General features: G+C 33.1%; 13 protein-coding genes. 10 read left to right on the top strand and 3 right to left on the bottom strand.

The genetic code is table 11. The features are described from left to right. The first annotated feature begins 164 nt into the window (after positions 1–164). Both ACE01P_RS13830 and ACE01P_RS13825 read left to right on the top strand, forming a co-directional pair. The gene (locus ACE01P_RS13830) at positions 165–998 is read left to right on the top strand and encodes a universal stress protein (RefSeq protein ID WP_379698785.1); all 834 of its coding nucleotides are present in this window, start codon (positions 165–167) and stop codon (positions 996–998) included. A gap of 62 nt (positions 999–1,060) precedes the next feature. Then, the gene (locus ACE01P_RS13825; protein WP_379698783.1) at positions 1,061–2,833 is read left to right on the top strand and encodes a DNA mismatch repair protein; all 1,773 of its coding nucleotides are present in this window, start codon (positions 1,061–1,063) and stop codon (positions 2,831–2,833) included. A gap of 140 nt (positions 2,834–2,973) precedes the next feature. On the opposite strand, the gene ACE01P_RS13820 is transcribed toward ACE01P_RS13825, so the two are convergent. After that, a complete protein-coding gene (locus ACE01P_RS13820) occupies positions 2,974–4,578 on the bottom strand; it encodes a Na+/H+ antiporter (protein ID WP_379698781.1) in 1,605 nt (534 codons plus the stop codon). Between the two features lie 177 nt (positions 4,579–4,755). Here ACE01P_RS13820 and ribB point away from each other — a divergent pair, with 177 nt between their 5' ends. The 3 genes from ribB to ACE01P_RS13805 all read left to right on the top strand — a co-directional run bounded on the left by ribB (position 4,756) and on the right by ACE01P_RS13805 (position 7,030). After that, positions 4,756–5,418 (top strand): 3,4-dihydroxy-2-butanone-4-phosphate synthase, encoded by a 663-nt coding sequence (ribB, locus tag ACE01P_RS13815; RefSeq protein ID WP_379698779.1) that lies wholly within the window; start codon positions 4,756–4,758, stop codon positions 5,416–5,418. Next, entirely contained in the window at positions 5,419–5,991 is a 573-nt protein-coding gene (locus tag ACE01P_RS13810; RefSeq protein WP_379698777.1) for a Crp/Fnr family transcriptional regulator, read from the top strand. A 70-nt stretch (positions 5,992–6,061) separates the two neighbouring features. Continuing rightward, positions 6,062–7,030: an acyltransferase family protein gene (locus ACE01P_RS13805; protein ID WP_379698775.1), complete on the top strand. Its 969-nt coding sequence runs from the start codon at positions 6,062–6,064 to the stop codon at positions 7,028–7,030. A gap of 58 nt (positions 7,031–7,088) precedes the next feature. On the opposite strand, the gene ACE01P_RS13800 is transcribed toward ACE01P_RS13805, so the two are convergent. Then, the gene (locus ACE01P_RS13800) at positions 7,089–8,786 is read right to left on the bottom strand and encodes a ribonucleoside-diphosphate reductase subunit alpha (RefSeq protein ID WP_198857323.1); all 1,698 of its coding nucleotides are present in this window, start codon (positions 8,784–8,786) and stop codon (positions 7,089–7,091) included. Between the two features lie 18 nt (positions 8,787–8,804). Then, positions 8,805–9,779 (bottom strand): ribonucleotide-diphosphate reductase subunit beta, encoded by a 975-nt coding sequence (locus tag ACE01P_RS13795; protein WP_198857324.1) that lies wholly within the window; start codon positions 9,777–9,779, stop codon positions 8,805–8,807. 790 nt (positions 9,780–10,569) lie between these two features. On the opposite strand from ACE01P_RS13795, the gene ACE01P_RS13790 reads away from it, so the two are divergent. From ACE01P_RS13790 to ACE01P_RS13770, 5 genes are all read left to right on the top strand, one after another. Continuing rightward, complete coding sequence (locus ACE01P_RS13790) at positions 10,570–12,060, top strand: ankyrin repeat domain-containing protein (RefSeq protein WP_379698772.1); 1,491 nt, start codon at positions 10,570–10,572, stop codon at positions 12,058–12,060. A gap of 107 nt (positions 12,061–12,167) precedes the next feature. After that, a complete protein-coding gene (locus ACE01P_RS13785) occupies positions 12,168–12,650 on the top strand; it encodes a DUF2271 domain-containing protein (protein WP_379698770.1) in 483 nt (160 codons plus the stop codon). A gap of 27 nt (positions 12,651–12,677) precedes the next feature. Then, positions 12,678–14,861 (top strand): PepSY domain-containing protein, encoded by a 2,184-nt coding sequence (locus ACE01P_RS13780; protein WP_379698768.1) that lies wholly within the window; start codon positions 12,678–12,680, stop codon positions 14,859–14,861. A gap of 7 nt (positions 14,862–14,868) precedes the next feature. Continuing rightward, a complete protein-coding gene (locus tag ACE01P_RS13775; protein ID WP_379698766.1) occupies positions 14,869–15,864 on the top strand; it encodes an FAD:protein FMN transferase in 996 nt (331 codons plus the stop codon). 474 nt (positions 15,865–16,338) lie between these two features. Further along, a complete protein-coding gene (locus ACE01P_RS13770; protein ID WP_379698764.1) occupies positions 16,339–18,735 on the top strand; it encodes a TonB-dependent receptor in 2,397 nt (798 codons plus the stop codon). Positions 18,736–18,737: the final 2 nt, after the last annotated feature.

The following is an 18,737-nucleotide window of genomic DNA, read 5'->3' as shown; positions in this document are numbered from 1 at the left end:
AAGGCTCAATTTATCTCGAGCACTAACTTGTCTTAGATTCTGATGCGAAATCTTCAAATTATTAGAGATTAACAAATCTTTAAGTGTTAAAATACTGATAATTATCAGGTTGTTTTCTTCGCAGAATGAGTAAATTTGAGAGACAAACCTTAATTCTAAATACGATGAAAAAGATATTATTCCCTACCGATTTCTCTGATGCAGCTACCAATGCATTTGTCCATGCTTTAGAATTTGCTAAAGTTGTAAAAGCCGAATTGATCTTGCTTCATACTTTTGAGATTCCGGTTTACGACAGCCAATTCTTTCCAGAGAATTATGCTTCTATATACAGTTCGATTGAGTTAGCAAAATTTGAAATGTTTAAGGATGAAATTCCTAAACTAAGAACCATTGCTATGGAACGCAATTTAGAAGATATTGTGATCAAACACCGTTTAATGGATGGTGATCTTATTTACAACCTTAAAAACGCAGTCGAAGAAGACAATGTCGATTTTGTTATTATGGGTACAAATAGCGTTTCTGACTGGACGAAGTTCTTTACAGGTTCTAACACTGAATCCGTGATTTCGGGAGTTGAAGTTCCCGTTTTATGCGTTCCTGTAGATGCCAAATACAAAAAAGTTAAAACAATTGGATTTACAACGCGCTATCGCGAAAAAGATAAAAAAGAACTGAAAAAAATCCTGAAAATCGCCAAAAAAACCGATGCTAAGGTGAAAAGTTTGTATGTAAAAACATCTAATTCTGATGTTACAGATGAAATCAGAAAAGAATTTGAAAAGGAATTTGCTTCAGAAAATGTCGAGTTTTTGGTTCTGCCAAGTGACAATGTAAAAGAAACTATCCTAGATTTTGTGCTTTACAAAGACATTGATATTCTAACGACGATTACGCACAAACGTTCATTCTTCGAAAGCCTTTTTGATTCAAGTTTTACTAAAAAAATATCAAAAGAGGTTCCGATTCCGATTTTGGTTATGCATGAAGATTAGACTTAATACATGATGTTTTTGTAACTTAAAAGCTATATTTGTATTTCAAGCAAATTAATAGAATGAAAGCATATCCAGACAACGTTACAAAATACTCAGAACTCTATAATAAAACCAACAAAAAATACAACAGCATAAGCCTTTTGAGGTTGTTAAGTATTTTTCTTTTCTTGTTTTTTATGTTTTATTACATCAAAACAAACGAAATACTTTATGTCACTCTAGCTGTTTTATCTTTTGCTGGTTTTATTTTTTTAATGAAAATACATTCTCGCGTTTCGTTTCAAAGGTTGCTTGCTGAGACACTCTTAAAAATCAATCTGAATGAAATTGCGTTTCTAAAAAGAGAAAAAACTCCTTTTGAAAATGGAGCTGAATTTATCGATTTCCATCATCCGTATGCATACGATTTGGATATTTTTGGAGAACATTCTTTATTCCAAAATCTAAACAGAACCGCTTCTTTTATCGGAAAAAAAACACTTGCAGAACTATTGCTTCATACACTTCCTAAATCTGAAATTTTAGAAAATCAGGAAGCTGTAAACGAATTAAAAAGTAAAAGCGATTGGCGACAAGAATTTCAAGCTCTTGCTATTATCAGCAAAGATTCAAAAGAATCATACGAAGCTATAAAGCATTGGACTTCATTTAAAAACAACTCATTATCTAAAGTTTTAGTTGTACTTTCAATTATTCTCCCAGTCACATTTTTTGGGTTTTTAGCCGCTTATTTTATTACTTCAAAAGCTATTATACTTTCTTATCTGACTTACATTTTCATTGCCAATTTAATTGTTTTAGGAAGGGCTGTAAAGAGAATTCAATCGGAAATAGCAAAAGCAGATAATGTCGACAACATTATAAAACAATACAGTTTATTGATTGAAAAAATTGAAAAAGAGTCTTTCCAATCTAAAAAACTAATTCGTTTACAAGAACAGCTTAATTTTAAGAATGCAAAAGCAAGTCAGCATTTAAAACAACTTTCTGAGCTGTTCTCACGAATGGATACGATAAATAATTTTGTAACAGCAACTTTATTCAACGGAACATTCTTATTTAATCTCCATGTTTTAAGAGCGCTTTTAAAATGGAAAGAAGATTATGCTTCTGAAATGAATCATTGGATTTCTATAATTGGAGAAATTGAAGCTTTAAATAGTTTGGCAAATTTAGCCTACAATAATGAAGATTTTGTCTTCCCTGAAATCAATTCTGAATATAAAATTGAGTTTAAAAATCTAAGTCACCCATTACTGAATCCTGCAACAAGAATTGGAAATGATACTCAATTTCACCCACAATCTTTCGTGATTTTGACTGGATCGAACATGTCAGGAAAAAGTACGTTTTTAAGAAGTTTAGGAATCAATATGGCACTTAGTGGAGTTGGTTCAGTTATTTGTGCATCAGAAGCTAAAGTTCATCCACTTCCAGTATTAGTTTCAATGAGATTATCTGATTCTCTATCCGATTCTGAATCTTACTTTTTTGCTGAAATTAAACGTTTAAAACAGATCATGGATACACTTGATAATCAGCCTGCTTTCGTTTTATTAGATGAGATTTTAAGAGGTACAAATTCAGATGATAAAAGAAATGGAACAATTGAAGTCGTAAAGAAAATAATTTCTAAAAAAGCAATCGGAGCAATTGCCACGCACGACATTGAAGTTTGTCTGACAACAAACGAATATCCAGAAATTTTAACCAATCAATGTTTCGAAGTTGAGATTCAAAATAACGATTTACACTTCGATTACAAACTCCGAAATGGAATCTGTAAAAACAAAAGCGCAACGTTTTTAATGCAGAAAATGGGAGTTATTTGATAGTTGATCGTTGATAGTTTTTTGTTGATGGTTGATTATGAAAAGTGAAATATGAAATGTAAAAAAAAAGCTTTGTCAAAGTTTAAAACTTTGACAAAGCAGAATAACTTCTGGTTTTTGGAATTTGGATTTTAGAAAAATTAATTCTCCTCGTACATTTCCATCCATAAACGAGTTTCTTCCAAGTCTAACTCTTTTTCGATTTTACGAAAGATTTCTTCATTTACAGAACCTAATTTATGCATCGATTCTAATTTTGCTCTTTCTACATTCAATAAATCGATTTGAATTTTAGTAAAATCATTAAAAATTTCACCTCCAAGAAGTTTCCCGTTTCCGAAGAAATTAGCTGGAAGTTCAGTCTTTTGCAGACGGTTAAATTTTACTTCGTATTTGCTTTTTATATTGTGAAGCAATTCATCATTCAGTAATGAAAAATTATCTTCTATGTGTGCGATAGTTTCTGAAACAATTACATTTCTAACATCATATTCCTCTGCAAGTATCGAATAACGCTCGATTTTCAGCTTTTTGATAAGCCATGGAAGCGTAAGGCCTTGGATAACTAAAGTGGAAAGAATAACGCAGAAAACTAAGTAGATAATTAAATTTCGAAGCGGAAATTCTTCTGTTTTATTCAACATTAGCGGAAGCGCCAAAGCTGCAGCCATAGAAACCACACCACGCATTCCAGACCATCCGAAAATGATCATATTTCGATAATCAAAATCTTCTTTTTCACGAATCTTTTTACTGATCATTCTCGGGAGCATTGTAGCTGGAATAACCCATAAAAAACGAACTAAAATAACCACAACACTTATGACGGCTCCCCAAATAAATAAAGAATTTCCAGAGTAATTACTGATTCCTTCTATAATCTGTCTCAACTGTAATCCGATTAAAATAAAGATCAATCCGTTTAGAATGTTATTTAAAACGTCCCAAATCGTATTGGTCATGATTCGGCTTTCATGAGAAAAAATCGTTCCTGATCTTGCTGCTAGAAAAAGACCAGTCGTTACTACAGCCAAAACTCCCGAACCTTCAAAATGTTCGGCAAGAAGATAAGAAGCAAATGGCGTTAATAATGTAAGTGTCACTTCGATAATATCATCGCAAACAAATCTTTTATGGATATAAAACATGATATAACCAACAGCTAAACCTATTGCGATACCTAAAACAGACATTAAAACAAAATTTAATCCAGCTTGCCACAAAACAAAATTTCCTGCTGTAATCGCCGTAAGAGCATATTTGTACGCCACAAGACCACTTGCATCATTTACTAAACTTTCTCCTTCTAGAATCGCAATTAAACGCGGATTAAGCCCTAAACCTTTTGTAATCGCTGTTGCAGAAACTGCATCTGGAGGCGAAACAATTGCACCGAGTAAAAAAGCTAACGGCCAAGACATATCATCTATCAGCCAATGTGCAAAAACGGCAACCAATCCAGTCGTGAAAAAGACCAGACCAACAGCAGCAAAAGTTATCGGTCGAATAGATTGCTTAAAATCTGACCAGCTGGTGTGCCACGCAGCATGATACAAAAGTGGCGGCAGGAATATAATGAACACGATTTCTGGACTCAAAGCAATTACAGGAAGTCCCGGAACAACACTAATCACAACACCACATAAAACCAAAACAATTGGAATTGGGAAATTATATCTTTTACTAACAAGGCTAAGAAACGCAACGCCAAAAAGCAGCATTATAATTACGGTAATATTCTCCATTTGAATGGTGGTATTTATTGGTTTTGGATTATAATTTCTGGGTACTAAATTAAGATTTTATGACAACTAAATTAGATTAACATTAAAAAAATAGAATTCTGATTTATTGACTTATGTCAAACTTTTTGGTTTCAAACAATTTTAGATTTGCTACTTATTATTTTAAAAAAAGCTTTTATGATAAGTACAGAATTAAGTCCGTTGGTTCAATTTGGAGTTTCGAGTAAAGAACGTGTTGAAAATGCTTTAGAACAGCTTAAAAATGGAAAAGGTGTTTTAGTTACTGATGACGAAAACCGAGAAAACGAAGGTGATCTTATATTTTCTGCTCATCATATGAACGTTCAGGATATGGCTTTAATGATTCGCGAATGCAGCGGAATTGTCTGCCTTTGTTTGACTAATGAAAAAGCTGACGAATTGAAACTTCCATACATGGTAAAAGAAAATACAAGTAGTTTTCAAACACCGTTTACCATTACAATTGAAGCTAAAAACGGAGTTACAACTGGCGTTTCTGCAAAAGACAGAATTACAACTATAAAAACAGCGATTACAACAAATGCAAAACCAGAAGATTTAGCAAAACCTGGACATATTTTTCCACTTAGAGCGAATGATAATGGTGTTTTAGGAAGAAATGGCCACACAGAAGGAAGTGTAGATTTAATGAAATTGGCTGGTTTACAACCTGAAGCCGTTCTTTGCGAATTGATGAACGAAGACGGAAGCATGGCAAAACTAGACAAAATTATTAGCTTTGCACAAGAACACGATTTGGTAGTTTTATCTATTGAGGATATTATATACTACCGCAAATTCGTTAGAGATTATAATTAAATGATATACGAACAACTCGGCAATTCCATTCGAAAAAGCATCGACGTTTCTGATGAAGATTTAGAAACCATTCTTTCCTATTTTAAACTTGTAAAAAAGGAAAAAAATGAGATTTTGTTAGCGCAAGGGCAAATTAGTCAAGAGACTTTTTTTGTTGCGAAAGGTTGTTTGAGAATCTTTTTTATTAATGAAGAAGGAAAAGATGCAACTCGATATATTGCTTTTGAAAATCAGTTTGCAACGGCTTTAGTTAGTTTTATTACTAAAATGCCAGCCGCTGAAAACATTCAAGTTGTCGAAAAATCGGAATTACTGACTATTTCTCACGAAGATTTTAATCATTTAATGAAAATTATTCCGGAATGGAGAACGTTTTACAGCAATTATTTAGAGAAAGCTTATGTGAATAATGCCAACAGATTAATGTCTTTTACAACGATGGATGCTTTGGAAAGATACAATCAGCTTTTGAAAATAAATCCAGCGATTGTTAAAAGATTGCCTAATAAAATTGTGGCTTCTTATATTAATATTTCTCAGGAAACTTTGAGTAGGTTGAAGTCGAAAGTTTAGATAAAATACTCTTTATTTGCAGTACAAATTTGATTTATCTTATCTAAAGTTTTAGGACCTACTACAAAATATGAACAGAAAAAACGGAATTGATTTCTTCAGACTAATTGGAGCACTAGCTGTTATGTGTATTCATGCTTCTTATGGAAGCTTAAATCAAGAATATGTTGTTAATTTAAAATTATTTTCACGATGGGCCGTTCCATTTTTTTTCCTAACCTCTGGTTTTTTCCTGGGACCTAAAATTGAAGAAAACACCCTTGATTTTAAACGCATACAAAAAAATATAAGCCAGCTAATTTCTATTATACTGGTTTCTTCAATAGTTTACCTGCCTATATGCTTTAAAACTAAAAGCATGCCTAAAAATATTGTTGATTTTATTGTCGGCATTCAGCCTCATCTTTGGTTTGTGGGATCATTATTAACGGGCTATATTGTAATTTGGTATTTATACTTTATCAAAAAGAAATTTATACTTCCTTACATTTCCATTTGTATAATAATCGTTGCATTGTTCCTCGATTCTTATGACCAGTTCCTTCATAAAAATTTGGGCTTTTTTTCAGCTAGATTTCTAATATCCATTCCGTTCATGTATGTGGGAATTATTGCTTCAAAAAAAGACAATTATGTAGTAAGTAAAAAAACATTAATCGCCCTAGCTTTAATTGGTTTTGCCATCCAATATTTTGAAACAGAACTCTTTTTAAAGCTTTTTAATTATCCAAAAATCAAGCACCAATTTTTAATTGGAACAATAATTAGTTCAATTCCTTTGTTTCTTTTTGCTTCTAAAATAAATCTACCCGAAAATAGATTTTCAGAATGGGGAAGAAAATATTCGCTTTTTATCTATTTATATCATCCAGCAATCTACTTCCTTATGTCACAAAACCTAAATAAAGTAGTTCCTCTCTATTCTGATTGTATAATGATGTTTTCTCCAATTATTGGCTTTATCATTCTAATAGCTCTTGCAATATTTTTAGAAAAATATTTACCTAAACTTTCTAACATCTTAAACGGAAATCTATAAATCGATAGATTTTTAACTATAAAAAAAGCCGAATCTCAATTGATTCGGCTTTTGATTTTTATGATTCACAGCTGCTGCAAGAAACAAGGCTTGTTACTAATTCTTTAGAAACACTTTGGCTTCTTTGGTAGTATAAACTTTTCACTCCTTGTTGCCAAGCTTCGATCATTAGGCGGTTTACATCTTTAATTGCCAATTCTGCTGGAATATTAAGATTTAAACTTTGTCCTTGATCTACAAATTTCTGACGAATTCCCGCTTGCTGTACAATTTCTAACTGACTGATTTCTTTAAATGTTTTGAAAACATCTTTTTCTTGCTGAGTCAACTGTTCCATATGCTGAACGCTTCCTCCGTTTAACATAATTCCTCTCCAAACTTCTTCGTTATCCAGACCTTTTTCTTCAAGTAATTTTTTAAGGTATTTGTTTTTACGCATGAAATTACCTTTGCTCAATCCAGCTTTGTAATAATTACTGCTGAAAGGCTCAATTCCTGGCGAAGTTTGTCCTAAAATTGCAGAAGAAGATGTTGTTGGAGCAATTGCCATTGTTGTCGTATTACGTCTTCCGTAACCTTTCAACAATTCTGGTTCACCATAAATTCTCGCCAATTCCTGACTTGCTTTATCAGCTTTATCGCTAATATGTTTGAAAATTTCTGTCGTTTTCATTTTAGCCTCCATTCCTTCAAACGGAATCATGTTTTTCTGCAAATAAGAATGCCATCCTAAAACACCTAAACCAAGCGCACGGTGTCTTTTAGCAAATTTATTCGCTGCAGAAAGATAATAGTTACCTTCTGTTTTTTCGATGAATTCTTGCAAAACAGCGTCTAAGAAAAAGATAGCCAATTTAACCGCTTCAGTATCTTTCCATTCTTCGTATAATTCTAAATTCATAGAAGACAAACAGCAGATAAATGATTCATCATGAGTTGACGGAAGCATAATCTCACTGCACAAATTACTTGCATTGATTCTTAAATTCTGATCTTTATAAACTTGCGGTTTATTTTTATTTACGTTATCACTAAAGAAAATATAAGGCAAACCTTTTTGCTGACGGCTTTCTAAAACTTTAGCCCAAACTTGTCTTTTTTCTGCATCACCATCAATCATTTCCTGCATCCAATAATCTGGCACACAAATTCCGGTAAACAAATTCTGAATTGGGTTTCCAATGCTTTTAATTTTCAAGAACTCTTCAATATCTGGGTGATCCACATCCAAATAAGCTGCAAATGCACCACGACGAACTCCACCTTGAGAAATCGTATCCATAGCAGTATCAAAAAGTTTCATAAAACTTACCGCTCCACTACTCTTTCCGTTGTCTGTCACAGCACTTCCGCGCTCGCGCAATTCACCAAAATAACCAGAAGTTCCACCACCGATTTTAGTTTGCATGATTACCTCTCCAAGCTTATGTGTAATTCCTTCAATTTTATCTGGAACGTGCACATTAAAACAAGAAATTGGCAATCCTCTTTCTGTTCCCATATTTGCCCAAACTGGCGAACTGATACTCATCCAGCCTCTTTCGATCATTTCCATGAAAGATTCTTTCAATTCTGGTTTGTACAACCTTTTCGCTGCGGCAGTACAAATTCTATCGATTGCTCCTTCTACAGTTTCTCCTTTTAAAAGATAACCGCGGTTTAAAATCTGTTCACTTTCAGAATTTTTCCACCACATTTTGCTGTCGTTTTGTGGCTCAAAATTATTATTTGCTGGGTTTGTGTCTATCGTATTCATATGTATTATGGGCTTGTATTAGAAAAGATCGTTTGCTGTGATACTCTTATCGTGTTTTGTATATTCTACAGGACGTTTCGCAAAGAAATCATCTAAACTGTTTGCAAAAACTTCTTCTTCAAACCAAGTCATTTTTGAATACTCTTCTGGAGAAACATTAAAAATCGTTTCGATATTGATTTGTTTCAAACTTTCATCAATTCTAAATTTCATGAAGTTGACCAAATCTTCTTTGTTTATCGTTTCAATCGCTCCGTTTTCAAAAATCCAATCTAAAATATCTGCTTCAACAGTGATTGATTCTCTAACCGTTTCTCTAATTAATTCTAAAGTTTCTGCATCGAAATACTCAGGAAACTCTTCACGGATTTTATTGATGATATAAATTCCGCCATTTGCGTGAATCTGCTCATCGATTGAAGTCCAAGCAATAATATTGCTCACATTCTTCATATATCCTTTAAATCTTGTGAATGACAATAAAATGGCAAATTGACTGAAAAGAGAAACGTTTTCAATCAAAATACTGAACAAAATCAGCGAAACCATGTATTTTCTATTGTCCTGAGATTTTGTGTCTTTCAATACATTCGAAAGATAATCTACACGTCTGCGAATTACAGGAACGTCTAATAATCTTTCAAATTCATCATTATATCCTAAAACTTCCAACAAACGAGAATACGCTTCAGAATGTCTAAATTCACATTCTGCAAAAGTAGTTCCCAATCCGTTGAATTCTGGTTTTGGAAAATGCTCATATATATTACCCCAAAAACTTTTTACAGCTACCTCAATCTGCGCAATTGCCAATAAACTATTTTTAATTGCTGTCTTTTCTGCCAAGTCCAAATGCGCATGAAAATCTTGCGTATCGGCAGTAAAATCTACTTCAGTGTGTACCCAATAAGCTTTATTAATAGCTTCGGTAAATTGCAGAACCTCAGGATATTCAAAAGGTTTATAATTGATTCTTTTATCAAAAATTGACATATATATAGAGTTTTAAGTGACTATTTTGAAATAAAAATCCGAGCGCTTGTTTTGGGGAGGTGTTAGCGTGATTTCTATTAATACAAATTTAACCCACAGTTCTTCTTTTGTCGACTTTTTGATGTTAAAAATCTGCCCAATTATCAACAGTTTTCAAACCTCAAAAAAACGTGATTTGGCAAATTTTATCAACATGAAAATAATACGATGTAATTTACAATGAACTAGCAGTTTCACTAAAATTAATCTCAAGTTATCAACATGAAAAAAAGGGTCTTTTTGGGTCGAAAACGAAAACAGTTATCAACAGTCATTTTCAAGAAAGAGAAATTTTAAAACGAATTTCAAAGCAAAAAAACGTTAGTTATTTTTAATAATTCTAAATAATTAACATTTGTTTAAAATTCATAACCAATTACACTTCAAATATTTACATTTTAAAAATTACTAAAAAATCAAGGAATCTTAGTAAAATCAGCACTTCAGAAACGAAGCGTTGCAACATTTTCTAGCTTTTACTCTTATTAGATCTATAAAAGAGAAAAAACATTCTAAAATCATTTTTTTGCTTTGAAAAAGAGATCGAATTAAAACAAAATTAAAATTGGCTTAAGGGATTCTTAATTTTTAGCAAAATACCGTCAAAATCCCTTTTTACAGCAAATTATTCTTGGTTTAAGAATATTAATTTTTACATTTGTCTTTATTTTTATTTATTCTAAATAGAATAAAATATTCCCAAAAAATAAATTTAATCTTGTACAATTCAATAACCATAAATTATCGAAATATGAAAAAGAATCTTTTTGTTTCTTTTGCATTTGCTGCGACTTTATTTGTAAATGCTCAGCAAAAAAACGCATTGCTAGATGCTGCTTTCTGGAAAACTTCTCCAACTGTTGAAACGGTTCAGGCTGAAATCTCGAAAGGAAATAATCCAGCTGAAGCTAATGCAAACGCATTTGATGTTACAACTTTAGCTATTAATAATGACGCTCCTTTTGCAACAATCAAATTTTTAGTTGAGCAACCTGGAAATTCAATCACAAAATTAACTCACGATAATCGTATTTATTTGCACTGGGCTGCCTATAGAGGAAATACAGAATTAGTACAATATTTAATTGGTAAAGGTTCTGATGTAAATTTTGAAGACAGCCACGGAACAGCTCCTGCTGATTTCGCTGCTTCAAACGGTCAATCAGCTCCAGCGATGTATGATGCTTTTTTCAAAGCTGGACTTAATCCGACAAAAAAATATGCGAATGGTGCTAACCTTTTACTTTTAGCAATTGCTTCTGATAAAGATTTAAAAGCTGCAGAATATTTTTCTACTAAAGGAATGTCTTTAAAAGATATGGACAATGATGGAAACACTGCTTTTACTTACGCAGCAAGATCTGGAAATATTGCTCTTTTGAAAAAACTTTTAGAAAAAGGGATTAAGCCTACAGATAATGCACTTTTATTTGCTGCACAAGGAAGCCGTAGAGAAACGAACACTTTAGAAACTTATAAATATTTGGTTGAAGAAGTGAAAATTAAAGCTACTGCTCAAAACAAAGCGGGACAAAATGTATTTCACTTTTTGGCTAATAAACCAAATCAGACAGAAATCATTAAATATTTCTTAGGAAAAGGTGTTGATGCCAACAAAGCTGATAAAGAAGGAAATACGCCAGTTATGGTAGCGGCCGGAGCTAGAGAAACTGCTGTTTTAGAATTGTTTCTTCCTTCTGTAAAAAACATAAATGCTCAAAATTTAAAAGGAGAATCTGCTTTGACTTTTGCTGTTAGAAACGGAACGCCAGATGCTGTAAATTTACTTTTAGCTAAAGGAGCAGATGTAAACGTAAAAGATAAAGACGGAAATAATTTAGGTGTTTATTTAGTTCAATCGTATCGTCCTGCAGGAAGAGAAAAAGCGGCAATAGATCCTTTTGATGCTAAAGCAAAATCACTTCAAGATAAAGGATTAAACCTTGCAACTCCTCAAAAAGATGGAAACACTTTGTATCATTTAGCGATTACTAAAAATGACGTTTCTCTTCTTAAAAAAATCACTGATTTGAAAGTAGACATCAACGTTAAAAATAAAGATGGTTTAACGGCTTTGCACAGAGCAGCAATGACTTCTAAAGATGATGCTATTTTAAAATATTTAGTTTCTGCTGGAGCTAAAAAAGACATCAGTACAGAATTTGACGAAACGGCTTACGCTTTAGCGAAAGAAAATGAACTTCTAACGAAAAACAACGTTTCTGTTGAATTTTTAAAATAAACAATTAATTAATAATCAATATTTGAAATTCCAAATTCCAAACTCTATTTTTGGGATTTGGAATTTGAATTTTAGCATTCAAATTACCAATCAATACAAATAAATTTATGAAATCAATATTAAAAATTGCTCTTACAAGCGCTTTTATCTTCTTAGTTTCTTTCCAATCTCAAGCGCAATCAAGCAAATACAAGATTATGCTTCAAATGAATAACTATATGGGAGAAGGTGCTTACATCGTTGTTTCTTTAGTGAATTCCGCTAACGAATACGAAAAAACGCTTTACGTAATGGGCGATGACAAAAAATGGTACAAGTCTTTAAAAGAATGGAATAAATTTCACACTGCAAAATCAGAAGATATTAGTGCAAAAACTGGAGCTTCTGTAACGGGCGGTGATCGTAGTGTAACTACTATCGAAATCGAAAATTCTAAAATTAATAAAGGTTACAAATTGCGTTTTGAGTCTGCTGTAGAAGATCAGAAATACTATGTAAGCGATCTTGAAATTCCGCTTACAACTGAAGGTCTTGCAGATAAAACTGATGGTAAAGGTTACATCAAATACGTAAGATTAAGCAAAATATAATCCGATTACATTTCTAGAATACACTCAATGACTCTTTCTTTTTGGCGTTACGTACACTTGGCTTTGGCCTTATTTTCTTCTATTTTTTTGCTTTTGGCTTCGGTAACAGGAATCATTCTGGCGGTCGATGCAGTTCAGGAAAAAACACTTCCGTACAAAGCAGAAGATTTTAATAAAATAACTTTAGGCGAAACCCTGCCAATTTTAAAGAAAGAGTATTCTGAAATTACAGAATTGAGTGTAGATTACAATCAGTTTGTAACGCTTCAAGCTATTGATGCTGATGGAAATGACGTTAAAGCATATATTAATCCAAAAACTGGAAAAGCATTAGGAACTCCTGCAAAAAAAAACGAATTCATCAATTGGGTTACGAGTTTGCACCGTTCGCTGTTTCTTCATGAAGCAGGACGTTTTTTTGTGGGTGTTATTTCTTTTTGCTTGTTATTAATATCAATTTCGGGTTTCGTGCTGGTTTTAAAAAGACAGCGCGGCATCCGAAATTTCTTTTCTAAAATAATCAAAGAATACTTTGCACAATATTACCATGTGCTTTTAGGAAGATTGGCTTTAATTCCAATTTTGATTATTTCGCTTACAGGAACTTATTTATCGCTAGAAAGATTCAACTTTTTTATGGGCGAAGAAAAAGTAAAACCTGTAAAAACAGAACTTTCAGAGAAAGCGCAATCAACTTCAATTTTCAATACTACTTTATTATCTGATGTAAAGAAAATCGAATTTCCTTTTACGGATGATCCAGAGGAATATTACATCATCGAATTGAAAGACCGTGAAGTTGAAGTCAATCAGGTTACAGGAGCTGTAATTTCTGAAAAGCTTTCGCCAATGAGAACTCAATTTGCGGCATTAAGCTTGGATCTTCATACAGGAAGAATCAACGGAATCTGGGCGGTTATTTTAGCGATTGCCTGCATCAATATTTTATTCTTCGTTTATTCTGGTTTTGCGATTACTTTAAAAAGAAGATCGAGCAGAATTAAAAATAAATTTAAAGCTAGCGAAAGTACTTTTATTCTTTTAGTTGGTTCAGAAAACGGAAGTTCGTTCCGTTTTGCTAATTCGATTCAGAAACAATTAATTAATCACGGACAAAAAATTTTTGTTAGCGAATTAAATAAATATGCTGCTTATCCGAAAGCAGAGCATATTATTGTTTTTACGTCAACTCATGGTTTGGGAGATGCGCCTTCTAACGGAACACAATTCAAAACTTTATTAGAAAGACAAAATCAAAATCAGAATATTAAATTCTCTGTGGTTGGTTTTGGTTCTAAATCGTATCCTGATTTCTGCCAATTTGCTATTGAAATTGATCAGCTTTTAGAAAAACAAAAATGGGCAGATCGTTATTTAGATTTACAGACTGTAAATGATAAATCGGCTGTTGAGTTTGTAGAATGGGCAAAATTATGGAGTGAAAAAACGGGAATTCCGTTGGCAACAACTCCATCATTATACAATCATGTTCCGAAAGGTTTGCAAAAATTAATGGTTTTGGATAAAACGCCAATTTCTGAAACTGAACATACTTTTATTCTGACTTTAAGAGCCAATTCAAGAGCTAAATTTAGTTCTGGAGATTTATTAGCAATTTATCCTGCTAACGATCCTAGAGAGCGCCTCTACTCGATCGGAAATCATTCTGGAAATATTCAGTTAGTTGTAAAACTTCATCCAAACGGATTGGGTTCTGGCTTTTTGAATGCTTTAGAACCTGGAAATGTCATAAAAGCTCAAATTGTAAAAAATCCTGCTTTCCACCTTCCAAAAAAAGCAGAAAAAGTAGCTTTTATTTCTAACGGAACAGGAATTGCTCCTTTCTTAGGAATGATCGAACAAAACAAAGCAAAACAAGAACTTCATCTCTATAGTGGATTTAGAATGGAAACGCCAACTTTGATGGCTTATAAAAAGTTTGCTGCCATAATGATGCAAAAAGAATATCTCGATAATTTTCATGTAGCGCTTTCGCGTGAAGCAGAACATATTTATGTGATGGATTTGATTAAAAGAGATTCTTCTTTCTTTACAAATTTATTTAAAAAAGGCGGTGTTGTTATGATTTGCGGTTCGCTTGCGATGCAGAAAGATGTCGAAGCTATTTTAAGTGAATTATGTCTTTCAAAAGGATTAAAAACACTCGAAGAATACAAAGCCAATAAACAATTTTTAACGGACTGTTATTAAAAAAAATATGTCAATCAGGTCTTGCTATTATAAAATTTTATTCCTTTTTGCAATTACTTGCTGTTTATCAGCGCATTCGCAAGTATTACGAAAAAGAACGACTTTGCTTATGGGTGGACGTTTTGATATTAGCATTGTCGGTAAAGATTCGCTTTCGGCAGAACAAAATATTGATATCGTAATTGGAGAAATTACTCGAATTGAAAACTTAATCTCCGATTGGAAATCAGATTCTCAAGTTTCTGAAGTCAATCAGAATGCTGGAATAAAACCCATAAAAGTAGATCGAGAAGTTTTCGAATTGGCACAAAGAGCGATTAAACTTTCTGAAATTACGAATGGTGGATTTGACGTTAGTTTCGCAGCTTTAGATCGTATTTGGAAATTTGACGGCTCGATGACCGTAATGCCTTCGGCGGAAGCCATAAAAAAATCGGTGGAGAAAGTTGGTTATAAAAACATTATTCTAGACAGCACAGCATCGACTATTTTCTTGAAATTAAAAGGAATGAAAATTGGTTTTGGCGCTTTAGGCGAAGGTTATGCAACCGATAAATGCCGCGCCATGATGATTGCAAAAGGTGTTCAAGCCGGAATTATAAATGGTTCTGGAGACATGAGCACTTGGGGAAAACAACCCACCGGAAAAGATTGGAAAATCGGAATTACAAATCCGTTTATGCCTGAAAAGATTTTGGCTGCCGTTCCGCTAAAAGAAGGTGCTGTTACTACTTCTGGCAGTTATGAAAAGTTTGTTGTTTTTAACGGAAAACGTTATTCGCATATTATAAATCCTGCAACTGGCTATCCTGCAACTGGTTTATGCAGTGTAACCGTTTTTGGTCCGAACGCTGAAACCGCCAACGGATTAAGTACTTCTATGATGGTTTTAGGTCAGAAAGAAGGCTTGCTTTTACTTCAAAAATTCCCTGATTACAGTTGTGTAATGATTACTGATAAAGGAAAAATTGTTAAGTCTCAGAACTTTGCTTATAAATTATGAGTTATAAGTTATGAGCTATGAGTTTTACTTTTTGTCTTTTTGAATGAAGCTACTAATACGTAGAGCTTTTATCTAAAAAAACTTCAATTTTCAACACATAGCCCAATATTTAAACCTTGGGAGACATTTTTTGGACAACACAGCAATAATTCCTTTGCGTTCCCAAGGTTGAAACCTTGGGCTATGTTTAATATTGTAAATGCTTCAGCTAAAGCTGGAGACAACTCATAAATAAACTTTGCGACCTTGCGTCTTTGCGAGATTATTCCATATTCATTGGCAATAAAATGCTTTGTGCATAACCTTCTCCCGTCCCGAAGCTTCGGGACACTCAGGAAGAAAACACTAATTCATAATTTACATTAAAATAACATTAGAACCCTCATTGCAATTCTAATAATCTTCTAATTGCTTTATTTAGATTAAATTTAAATTATCATATAAGTTTGCAGCACTTTTACACGCAGACTCAATATGAGAACAACTTTACTACTATTTTTATTTACCATTTCAGCTTGGTCACAGACTGGAAAAATTACAGGAAAAGTCTATTTTACAAATAACGAAACTGCTTTTGGAGCATCTGTTCAAATTTCAGGAACAAAGAAATATGTTGTAGTCGATAATGACGGCCAATTTGAAATAAAAGGTTTGGCTTACGGAAGCTACAACTTGGAAATTTCTTCTATGGAGGCTAAACCAAAAACAATAAATATTTCTGTTAATCGTCCGTTGCATCAGATCAATATTGCATTAGAAAAAATAACAGATCCGAAGGCGCTTAAAGAAGTGAAAATCGAGAAAAGAACCTTCAAAAAAGACATTATAGAAAAAGGTTTTGCAGTTAATGTGATTGAAACGCAAGAAGCTGCAAAAAGAAACTTGCAAACCAATGATTTATTAGACCGTTCTGGCGGTGTTAGAATTAGGCAAAATGGAGGTTTGGGTTCTGCTGTAACTTACAACATCAATGGAATGTCTGGAAATGCGATTCGAATTTTTATCGATGGTGTTCCAATTCAAACTTATGGTGCTTCTTTTAGTTTGAATAGCATTCCGCCAGCTTTAATTGAAAGAATTGAAGTTTTTAAAGGAGTGGTTCCTGCTTACTTAGCTGATGATTCACTTGGTGGTGCCATTAATGTCGTTTTGAAAAAAGGTGCTAAAAACAGTTTAAATGCTTCTGTTTCTTATGGTTCATTCAATACTGTACAATCGAATGTTAATGCTTCTTTTAGAGATAAAAATGGATTTACAGTAAAGGCAAATGCCTTTCAGAATTACTCAGATAATGATTATGAAGTTTGGGGAAAATGGGTTTACAATATCGCACCAAACGGACGTTACGAATACATTCGCGCTAAGCGATTTGAAAGCATGTACCGATCTTTCGGAGGAAGATTAGAAGCTGGTTTTACCAACGTAGATTGGGCTGACAATCTTCTTATCAGTTACAATGGTTCGCAAGATTACAATCAGATTCAGCACGGGCAATACATGACTAAACCTTATAAAGGACGTTTTAGCGAATCTGCTGCGAATGTTTTTAGTGTGACTTACAACAAAAAGGACTTTTTAATTAAGAACCTTGATTTCTCTCTTATCTCTGTTTACAGCCATAGAAATGACGTAATTAACGATACTGTAAAATGGAATTACAATTGGAATGGCGAAAAAGCGCTTGGCCTTTACGGTCAGCCTATTTTAACGAATACTGGAGCACAACAGGGCGCACCAACTATCAATCATATGAAATCGAATATTTTTAATACTCGAGCGGGTTTAAGTTATTCGATTACCGAAAATCATAAAGTGCTTGTCAATGTTATGACTTACATTCTTGACAGAAATGATCTTGATGAAATGCAACCAGAAATTACACGAAATTTTATCGTTACTAGAGATTTAGCCAAAACGGTTTCTTCATTCGCATACGAAATGACAGCATTTGAATCTCGACTGAGAGCGAATCTTTTTTTCAAAAATTATAACTTGAAAAATGAACAGAGAGATCCACAAGTTGTAACTGAAAATGGCCAAAGTGTGGTAAGAGAAGTTGTTACTTCTAAAAGAACAAATTATAATGGTTACGGAATTGCCGCTTCTTACTCTATTCTACCAAAAGTAATGGCTATGGCTTCTGCTGAAAAAGCAATTAGACTTCCTTCAGAAAATGAAATATTTGGTAATCCTGGAGAAAATATCATTAGTAATTCTGGATTGAAACCAGAACAGAGCAATAACTTCAATGCAGGTTTGCGTTTTGGTCCGTATGAAATGAATAATCACAAACTTACGGTTTCAGGAAATGCTTTTTGGAGAAATACGGAAGATAAAATTGTTCGCCAAATTAGTGATCGTGTAAATGAGGCTATTCAAGCTTCTCCGTTTGTGAATTTAGGAAAAGCACAATCTGTTGGTTTTGAAACTTCTTTCCAATATTCTTATAATAATCGCTTTTTTGCAGGGATGAATCTTTCCAAATTCAATGCGCTGTTTAAAGATAAATACGATAAAAACGGAAATATTCTACCGAATTATAACAAACAACTTCCGAACGAACCTTTCTTTAATTTAAACGCCAATCTTCAGTACAACTTTAGAAATGTAGTTCAAAGCAAATCAGAATTGAATCTGTATTACTACTGTGGTTATGTAGCACCATTTTATACTTCGTGGTTAGAAACTGATAGAACTACAGCACAATTTCCTCAAGATTTAGGTTTAAGCTATGTTTTTCCAAACAAACAATTCACAGTAAGTTTTGATGCCCGAAATGTTTTTGATGAACAGGTTTATGACAATTTTGCGGCCCAAAAACCAGGAAGAGCCTTTTATCTAAAACTCAACTATACCTTAAATAAATTTTAATC

The organism is Flavobacterium sp. HJSW_4 (assembly GCF_042436695.1).
Classification (GTDB): Bacteria; Bacteroidota; Bacteroidia; order Flavobacteriales; family Flavobacteriaceae; genus Flavobacterium.
This window is presented reverse-complemented; position numbering and strand designations above follow the sequence as displayed.

Coding starts and splice junctions, on each gene's coding strand:
- ACE01P_RS13795 (WP_198857324.1), bottom strand. CDS start 9,779: ATGTCAATTTTTGATAAAAGAATCAATTATAAACCTTTTGAATATCCT.
- ACE01P_RS13825 (WP_379698783.1), top strand. CDS start 1,061: ATGAAAGCATATCCAGACAACGTTACAAAATACTCAGAACTCTATAAT.
- ribB (WP_379698779.1), top strand. CDS start 4,756: ATGATAAGTACAGAATTAAGTCCGTTGGTTCAATTTGGAGTTTCGAGT.
- ACE01P_RS13785 (WP_379698770.1), top strand. CDS start 12,168: ATGAAATCAATATTAAAAATTGCTCTTACAAGCGCTTTTATCTTCTTA.
- ACE01P_RS13810 (WP_379698777.1), top strand. CDS start 5,419: ATGATATACGAACAACTCGGCAATTCCATTCGAAAAAGCATCGACGTT.
- ACE01P_RS13770 (WP_379698764.1), top strand. CDS start 16,339: ATGAGAACAACTTTACTACTATTTTTATTTACCATTTCAGCTTGGTCA.
- ACE01P_RS13780 (WP_379698768.1), top strand. CDS start 12,678: ATGACTCTTTCTTTTTGGCGTTACGTACACTTGGCTTTGGCCTTATTT.
- ACE01P_RS13805 (WP_379698775.1), top strand. CDS start 6,062: ATGAACAGAAAAAACGGAATTGATTTCTTCAGACTAATTGGAGCACTA.
- ACE01P_RS13790 (WP_379698772.1), top strand. CDS start 10,570: ATGAAAAAGAATCTTTTTGTTTCTTTTGCATTTGCTGCGACTTTATTT.
- ACE01P_RS13800 (WP_198857323.1), bottom strand. CDS start 8,786: ATGAATACGATAGACACAAACCCAGCAAATAATAATTTTGAGCCACAA.
- ACE01P_RS13830 (WP_379698785.1), top strand. CDS start 165: ATGAAAAAGATATTATTCCCTACCGATTTCTCTGATGCAGCTACCAAT.
- ACE01P_RS13775 (WP_379698766.1), top strand. CDS start 14,869: ATGTCAATCAGGTCTTGCTATTATAAAATTTTATTCCTTTTTGCAATT.
- ACE01P_RS13820 (WP_379698781.1), bottom strand. CDS start 4,578: ATGGAGAATATTACCGTAATTATAATGCTGCTTTTTGGCGTTGCGTTT.